This is a genomic window from Streptomyces thermovulgaris (assembly GCF_002155915.1).
GTDB classification, from domain to species: Bacteria; Actinomycetota; Actinomycetes; order Streptomycetales; family Streptomycetaceae; genus Streptomyces; species Streptomyces thermovulgaris.
Genome location: NZ_MUME01000277.1, coordinates 1 through 7,611 on the forward strand (window position 1 = coordinate 1; position 7,611 = coordinate 7,611).

6 protein-coding genes and 1 pseudogene are annotated in these 7,611 nt (G+C 72.2%); 5 read left to right on the top strand and 2 right to left on the bottom strand.

Annotation, left to right across the window (positions count from 1 at the left end):
* A pseudogene (locus CCN35_RS29660) lies at positions 1-218 on the bottom strand (diaminobutyrate acetyltransferase); the annotation flags it as partial.
* A gap of 550 nt (positions 219-768) precedes the next feature.
* Complete coding sequence (locus CCN35_RS20785; RefSeq protein WP_067390576.1) at positions 769-1,869, bottom strand: pyridoxal-phosphate-dependent aminotransferase family protein; 1,101 nt, start codon at positions 1,867-1,869, stop codon at positions 769-771.
* An 894-nt stretch (positions 1,870-2,763) separates the two neighbouring features.
* On the opposite strand from CCN35_RS20785, the gene CCN35_RS20795 reads away from it, so the two are divergent.
* The 5 genes from CCN35_RS20795 to CCN35_RS20815 all read left to right on the top strand — a co-directional run bounded on the left by CCN35_RS20795 (position 2,764) and on the right by CCN35_RS20815 (position 7,580).
* A complete protein-coding gene (locus CCN35_RS20795; RefSeq protein WP_086793877.1) occupies positions 2,764-3,615 on the top strand; it encodes a transporter substrate-binding domain-containing protein in 852 nt (283 codons plus the stop codon).
* A gap of 4 nt (positions 3,616-3,619) precedes the next feature.
* Positions 3,620-4,471, top strand: coding sequence for an amino acid ABC transporter permease (locus CCN35_RS20800; RefSeq protein ID WP_086793879.1), 852 nt, complete (start codon positions 3,620-3,622; stop codon positions 4,469-4,471).
* Positions 4,468-5,259 carry an amino acid ABC transporter ATP-binding protein gene (locus CCN35_RS20805; RefSeq protein ID WP_067390588.1) on the top strand — a complete coding sequence of 264 codons (792 nt, stop codon included), beginning with the start codon at positions 4,468-4,470 and terminating at the stop codon, positions 5,257-5,259. Before CCN35_RS20800 ends, CCN35_RS20805 begins: the two co-directional genes overlap by 4 nt.
* A 21-nt stretch (positions 5,260-5,280) precedes the next feature.
* Positions 5,281-6,372, top strand: coding sequence for an amidohydrolase family protein (locus CCN35_RS20810; RefSeq protein ID WP_067390591.1), 1,092 nt, complete (start codon positions 5,281-5,283; stop codon positions 6,370-6,372).
* Between the two features lie 200 nt (positions 6,373-6,572).
* Positions 6,573-7,580 (top strand): SCO1860 family LAETG-anchored protein, encoded by a 1,008-nt coding sequence (locus CCN35_RS20815; protein WP_067390594.1) that lies wholly within the window; start codon positions 6,573-6,575, stop codon positions 7,578-7,580.
* The last annotated feature ends 31 nt before the right edge of the window (positions 7,581-7,611 follow it).

The window sequence follows — 7,611 nt, forward strand, 5'->3', positions numbered from 1 at the left end:
GACTTCGCCGCCACGTCCGCGCCGCGTGCCACCGCGGACGTGGCGGCGAAGTCGCGGCACCACAGCAGATAGCTGTACGAGGAGTTCACGTCCAGCGTCCCGGAGTCCTTTGCGAGCCGCCAGAGCGCAGCGCCGTCGGCGACGGCGGGGCGTTCGATGAGGGGGGTCTCCGGCAATTCGGCGAGAGGGATTTGCGGGTCTGCTTGTGCGGCGGTCATGCGAAATGAACTTACCGAGCAGGATTCAAAAATGCATGGCCTCGAGGGCTTACGCGAATCGCGCTCCGTGTGTTATCGCGCGGGCGTGCGTCCGCGCGAAGCGGCGTCGAAATGTACGGGTTTGACGCCTCATTACCGGGCAAAAGGTGCCCCCTTCGTGGGGTGTGTCACAGCTGGATAACTCTTGGGGGCCCCTTCGGAATTGCGTTGCGAATCGTTCGCGAAATCTTTGCGTTTAGGATGCGGGAAACGGGGCAGAAGAATACGGGCGGCTACTCGAATTGAATTGCTGAATTGTCCCGATGTAAAAAGACGCGGTCAAGCCCCGGTCATTCCGTCGATGTGTTTTCGATGCGCTCCCGGAGAACGCCGGTGCGCCCGTCGCGGCCCGCACGCCTTCCGGCCGCGCGGGCGGGCACCCCTCGCGCACCGGCCTTTCGTCCGCCGGCGGGCCGCCCACGGTCCGCCGGCGCCGTCCGCTCCTGTGCACTCCGGCTCCGGGCCGGTCCGGCCCGGTGGAGGCCGGGATCCTTCCCGTCCCGGCGGGCGGTTACCGCCAGGCCTTTGCGACCGCCTCCCGGGCGGCCTCGCCGTCCACGGCCGCACCCCGGTCGGCCAGGGCGGCGGCCAGGGCCGTCAGGCTCGCCTCCACCGCCTCCCGGGTGGCGTGCGGCCCGTAGTGGTTGACGCGGATCATCTCCTGGGCGAGCGGGCCGCCGCCCGCGGCCAGCGGAAGGGACGGATCCGTCTCCAGGGCCCGGGCCACCAGGTCGAAGGCCGCGATGCCGGCCGGGGCGCGCAGGGTGGTGGCGACCGGGGCCGCCTCGGAGGCCTTGTGGACATAGGGCTCCAGGCCCCCGCCCAGGGCCGCCGCGCCCGCGCGGGTCGCCGCGGCGGCACGGCGGTGGCGGGCCATCACCTCGTCCAGCCCCACCGCCTCGATGCGCTCCAGGCAGGCCTCCAGCGCCAGCATCTCCAGCTGCGCCGGCGCATGCGGCAGCGCCGTGCGGCCGGCGTCGATCCAGCGCTCCTTCCAGTCCAGCAGGGACAGGTAGGAGCGGCGCGGCGCCCGCGGGTTCGCCGCCATCCGGGCCCAGGCGCGCTCGCTGACCGACACCGCCGACACCCCGGCCGGCCCGCCCATCGCCTTCTGCGCCCCGATCACGCACAGGTCCACGCCCCATGCGTCCGGCAGCACCGGCTCGGCACCGACCGACGCCACGGCGTCCAGGTAGAACAGGGCGCCCCGCGCCCGGACGACCTCGCCGATCTCCGCCACCGGGTTGGTGTTGCCGGTCGCCGCCTCCGCGTGCACCAGCGACACGAAGTCGATCTCCGGGTGCTCGGTGAAGGCCTTCTCGATCCGGTCCGCCGTGACCGCCGTGTGGTACGGGACCGGCAGGTCGTGCACGGTCGCCCCGCAGTCCCGCAGCCACTGGCCGAACGTCTGCCCGTACGGTCCCGTGATCACGTTCAGCGCCGTCGTGCCGGGGCCGGCCACCCCCCGGATCGCGCCCTCCAGCGGCAGCAGCGCCTCGCCCTGCATGATCACGACGTCCTGCTCGGTGGCCAGCAGCCGCGCCACCCGGTCCTCGATCGAGGCGAAGCGCGCGGCGCTCAGCGGAGGCAGGTCGAGGAGGGAATCGGTCACGGTGGTGCTCTCTTCGGGTTCAGGGACGAGATGTGCGTCTGCGAGCCTAACTCCTCGTCCCGGACCGCCTCCGCGGCGCCTTCCGGGCTGGCCGGAGGAATGCTTTGATCATGTGCGTCGCATCGCCGGCATGGCGCGCCCGTGCCGGACACCACTGCCGGGGAACCCTCGCGCGCGCAGACGAACACGGCTCGCCGGTCCCCTCGCCGTTCCCGCCCTGCCGGGGCTCTCCCTCCCCGCTCCTCCCACCGCCCGGGCCGCCGAGGCGGCCTTTGGCACCTGCAAGGCGGTGTTCAAAGGCGGTGTTCAACTGCACCGAGCCGGGCGGCACCACGCCCGACCACTCGATCCCGGACGGCCTCGCCGGGTTCGTCGACCGGGCGGCGCCGGGCTCCACCGTCCGCATGGGGATGCACTGGTACGGCCCGGCCGGACCGAAGACCGGGATGCCCGAGGCGCAGGACCGCGAAGTCGCCCTCCGGATGGTCCCGGAGAAGCGCGACGAGTCCATCGGCACGCCCTTCACCGCCGCCGGGCCGAGGGGCGGCTCCCCCTGGACCTGGTGCACCAGCGGCTGCCCCGGCGACGGCCCGGACGACGCCGACGCCGTCGACCAGGTCAAGCACGCCGGTGACAAGCTGCGCGCCACCTGCGGCCGCACGACGGACGCCTTCGCCGACAAGGGCGGGCAAGGGCAGGCAAGGACGGGCAAGGCGCACGGCGCCCGCGGGCACCCGCCGTCCACGGCCCGGACCCGCCCTGCGCGGTCCGGGCCGTCGGCGTCCCGGGACGCAGGATTCGGAGGCCGGACGGCACCCTCCTCCTGGGATTGGTTTGGGGTGCTCAAACATTTCCTTATAATCGGGGCGCATTGCTCGCTGACAGGGGCCCCCCTTGAAGACGTTCCTCGGCCGCCGGACCCGCGTTCTGGCCGCCACCACCGCGACGGCCGGGATGATCCTTCTCGCCGCCTGCACCTCCACCGACGGCGGAGGCGACGGATCCGCCACCGCGCCCGGCGGGGTCGAGCTCGTCAAGGCGGGCCGGCTCACCACCTGCACCCACCTGCCCTATCCGCCCTTCCAGTCGGAGATCGACGGCAAGGTGCAGGGCTTCGACGTGGCCCTGATCGACCTGGTCGCCGAGGACCTCGGGGTGAAGCAGGAGATCCTCGACACGCCGTTCGAGAACTTCAAGACCGGCGCCTTCCTCAACTCGGGCAAGTGCGACCTGGCCGCGGCCGGCATGACCATCACCGAGGAGCGGAAGAAGAACGTCGACTTCTCCGACCCGTACTTCAGGGCCACCCAGGCCGTCCTCGTCGCCAAGGACAGCGGCATCACCTCCCTCGCCGATGTGAAGGCCAGGAAGGCCAGGCTGGGCGCCCAGGCGCAGACCACCGGCGAGGACTACGTCAAGGGCCAGGGCTTCGACCCGGTCTCCTTCGAGTCCTCCGACGCCGTCCTCAACGGCCTGCGCACCGGCCAGGTCAAGGCCGTCGTCATCGACTACCCCGTCGTCCAGGGCTGGCTGAAGGACAAGGCCAACGCCGAGGCCTTCAGGCTCGCCGAGCAGATCGACACCGGCGAGGAGTACGGCTTCACGGTCAAGAAGGGCAACACGGCCCTGCGCGAGGCCGTGAACAAGGCGCTCGCGGACGCCAGGGCCGACGGCACGTACAAGAAGCTGTACGAGCAGTGGATCGGCCCGTACGACGAGTCCGCCGCCTCGCCGGCCGCGTCCTGATCCCATGGCCGACACGGAGAAGCCGCCGCTCCGGCCGGAGGGGCTCCAGCCGAGGAAGAAGGGCCTGACCAGGCGCCAGAAGCAGCGCCTGTCGCGCGGCGTCCAGTACGCCGTGTTCGTCGCGGCCGTGGCCGCCTTCGCGGTCGCGGCCGACTGGGGGCGGCTGCGGAACCAGTTCGCGCAGGCCGACATCGCCGAGCGGATGTTCCCGGACGTCATCACGCTGGCGCTGAAGAACACCGTCCTCTACACGGTGACCGGCTTCACCGTCGGGCTGGTTCTCGGCATGGTGATCGCGCTGATGCGGCTGTCGTCCGTCGGGCCCTACCGCTGGCTGGCCGGGATCTACATCGAGATCTTCCGCGGCCTGCCCGCCCTGCTGATCTTCATCTTCATCGGCGTCGCCGTCCCGCTCGCCTTCCCCGGCACGGAGATCGTCGGCGGGACCTACGGCCAGGTCGCCCTCGCACTCGGCCTGGTGGCCGCCGCCTACATGGCGGAGACGATCCGGGCCGGCATCCAGGCCGTGCCCAGGGGGCAGATGGAGGCGGCCCGTTCGCTGGGCTTCTCGCCCGCCCGGGCCATGGTCTCCGTCATCATTCCGCAGGCCTTCCGGATCATCCTCCCGCCGCTCACCAACGAACTGGTCCTGCTGTTCAAGGACTCCTCGCTGGTGCTGTTCCTCGGCGTCACCCTGGAGGAGCGCGAACTGTCCAAGTTCGGCCGCGACCTGGCCAGCCAGACCGCCAACTCCACGCCCATCCTGGTGGCCGGTCTGTGCTACCTGCTGATCACCATTCCGCTCGGCCTCGTCGTGCGCCGCATGGAGGCCAAGGCCCAGGAGGCCGTGAAATGAGCCGGCCGGAGATCCGCGTCAGCGGTCTGCACAAGTCCTTCGGCGACAACCACGTGCTGCGCGGCGTCGACCTGGAGATCGGCCGGGGCGAGGTGGTCTGCGTCATCGGCCCGTCCGGGTCCGGCAAGTCCACCCTGCTGCGCTGCGTGAACCTCCTGGAGGAGCCCACCAGGGGCCGGGTCTTCGTCGGCGGCGTCGAACTCACCGACCCGGACGTCGACATCGACGCGGTGCGGCGCCGCATCGGCATGGTGTTCCAGCAGTTCAACCTGTTCCCGCACCTGACCGTGGCCGAGAACCTGACGCTGCCGCAGCGCCGGGTCCTGAAGCGCGGCAAGGCCGAGGCCGCGAAGGTGGCCGCCGAGAACCTGGAGCGGGTGGGCCTCGCGGAGAAGGCGGACGCCTACCCGTCGTCCCTCTCCGGCGGCCAGCAGCAGCGCGTCGCCATCGCCCGGGCGCTCGCCATGGACCCCGAGGTGATGCTCTTCGACGAGCCGACCTCGGCGCTCGACCCCGAGCTGGTCGGCGACGTGCTCGCGGTGATGCGGATGCTCGCCGACGAGGGCATGACCATGATGGTCGTCACCCACGAGATGGGCTTCGCCCGCGAGGTCGCCGACCGGGTGGTGTTCATGGACGGCGGCGTGATCGTCGAGGACGGCAGCCCCGAGCAGGTCATCGGCGCACCCCGGCACGAGCGCACCCGCCACTTCCTCTCCCGCCTGCTCGACCCCGCCGCGGCCGAGGTGGGGGAGAAGACCTCCGACCGGGTGGGGACGTCCGGCTGACACCCAACTAGGGTGCGGTGCATGAGCGAACGCGCGGTGCTGCACGCAAGGGGGCGGATCCTCGTCGGCCCGGACGAGGTCCGCGACGAACTGTGGGTGGTCGGCGGCCGGATCTCCTACGACCGTCCGTCCGGCGCGCGGGAGGTGACGACCGTCGAGGGCTGGGTGCTGCCCGGCCTGGTCGACGCCCACTGCCACGTCGGTCTCGATGCGCACGGCCCGGTTCCCGAGGACGTCTCCGAGAAGCAGGCCCTGGCCGACCGCGAGGCCGGCACCCTCCTCGTCCGGGACGCGGGCTCGCCCTCGGACACCCGCTGGATCGACGACCGCGAGGACCTGCCGAAGATCATCCGTGCGGGCCGCCACATCGCCCGCACCCGCCGCTACATCCGCAACTACGCGTGGGAGATCGAACCGGAGGACCTCGTCGCCCACGTCGCCCGGGAGGCCCGGCGCGGCGACGGCTGGGTCAAGCTGGTCGGCGACTGGATCGACCGCGGTCTGGGCGACCTGGCGGCCTGCTGGCCGCGCGAGGCCGCCGAGGCGGCGATCGCGGAGGCGCACCGCCTGGGCGCCCGGGTCACCGCGCACTGCTTCGCGGAGGACTCCCTGCGCGACCTGGTCGAGGCGGGCATCGACTGCATCGAGCACGCCACGGGCCTGACCGAGGACCTGATCCCGCTCTTCGCCGAACGCGGTGTGGCGATCGTCCCCACCCTGGTCAACATCGCCACCTTCCCGAAGCTGGCCGCGGGGGGCGAGGCCAAGTACCCGCGCTGGGCGGCCCACATGCGCCGTCTGCACGAACGCCGCTACGACACCGTCCGCGCCGCCTACGACGCCGGTGTCCCGGTCTACGTCGGCACCGACGCCGGGGGCTCCCTGCCCCACGGCCTGGTCGCGGCCGAGGTCGCCGAACTGGTCACGGCCGGCATCCCGCCCCTTCAGGCCCTCTCCGCGACGACCTGGGCCGCCCGGGCCTGGCTCGGCCGCCCCGGTCTGACGGAGGGCGCCCCGGCCGACTTCGTGGTCTACGACGAGGACCCGAGGGCGGACGTACGGGTGCTGGCGGCGCCGCGACGGGTGGTGCTGAACGGAAAGGTGGTCGGGTAGGCGCGGCGAGTGCCCGCGCGGCACGGCGCCGGCGTCACGGACGGCGAAGCACCCCCGGAGGGAACGGCCGCACCGGTCAAATCGAAGAACTGACCGAAACTCCCTCGAAGGGGTGAAGTAACGCAGGATCGCTGTCCATTCACTCTCAGTGCGTAATCCTTACCGGGTCCCAAGCACTCTTCTCTGGGGGGTCCCGCACTGTGAACGGCCACACCTTCCACATGTCCGCACGCCGTTGCGCCGCCGTCGCCGCCGCCACCGCCCTGGCCGCCGGCCCGGTGGTACTGACCGGCGCGGGCACCGCGCACGCGACCGGCGCGCAGGACGGTCGCGCCGGCGCCTCCGTCCTGCGCACCGACCTCGACGTGTCCCTGCTCAACAAGGCGGTGCACGTACCGCTCACCGTCTCCCTCAACGAGGTGCAGGCGCCGCAGAGCGCGGAGCAGACCGCGCTGACCGCCCGGCTCGACGGCGTCGACGGCGGAAAGCCCTTCAGCGTGCTCCGCGCCGACGTGGCGAAGTCCGCCGCGACGGTCTCGGCGGACAAGGCCGAGGGCACGGTCGAGCTGGTCCGCGCCAAGGTCCACGTTCCCGGTCTGCCCCTGCTGTCCGTCATCGAGGTCGACCAGGTCACCTCCCGGGCGACCTGCGAGGCGGGCAAGGCCCCGACCGCCGCCTCCAACGTCCTGGGCTCGGTCAGGGTCCTCGGCAAGCGGGTCACGCTCACCTCGGGCGGCACGACCGCCGTCCAGGTCCCGAACGTCGGCGAGGTCCGCCTGGACCTGTCGAAGCGGGAGACGACCTCCGCCACGGCCGCGGCGACGGCCCTCGAACTCAAGGTCTCCGTCGACCCGTTGAAGCTGAACGTCGCCAAGGTGGAGGGAACCCTCACCCTCGCCAGGGCGACCTGTGAGTCCCCGGCGGCACCCGGGGACTCCGGACCGGCCGCCGAGGAGCCCCAGGCCCCCGCCGAGGAGTCCGAGGCGCCCTCCGAGAAGTCCGCGGCCCCCAAGGAGCCCGGGGCACCCGAGGAGTCCGCGGCGTCCCCGGCCGGTGACGTGAAGGCCCAGGGCGCCCCCGCGGCCGAGGCCAACCTGGCGGAGACGGGCAGCAGCTCCCTGACCCCCTACCTGGCGGGAGGCTCGGCGGTGCTGCTCGCCCTCGGCGGCGGAGCGGTGGCGCTGGCCCGCAGGCGCAAGAAGAGCTGAGGCCGGGAACGGGGCGGGGAGACCCGGGGAC

Bases quoted from the DNA above. Each gene is read 5' to 3' on its own strand.
- CCN35_RS20800 (WP_086793879.1), top strand. From the start codon at position 3,620: ATGGCCGACACGGAGAAGCCGCCGCTCCGGCCGGAGGGGCTCCAGCCG.
- CCN35_RS20805 (WP_067390588.1), top strand. From the start codon at position 4,468: ATGAGCCGGCCGGAGATCCGCGTCAGCGGTCTGCACAAGTCCTTCGGC.
- CCN35_RS20810 (WP_067390591.1), top strand. From the start codon at position 5,281: ATGAGCGAACGCGCGGTGCTGCACGCAAGGGGGCGGATCCTCGTCGGC.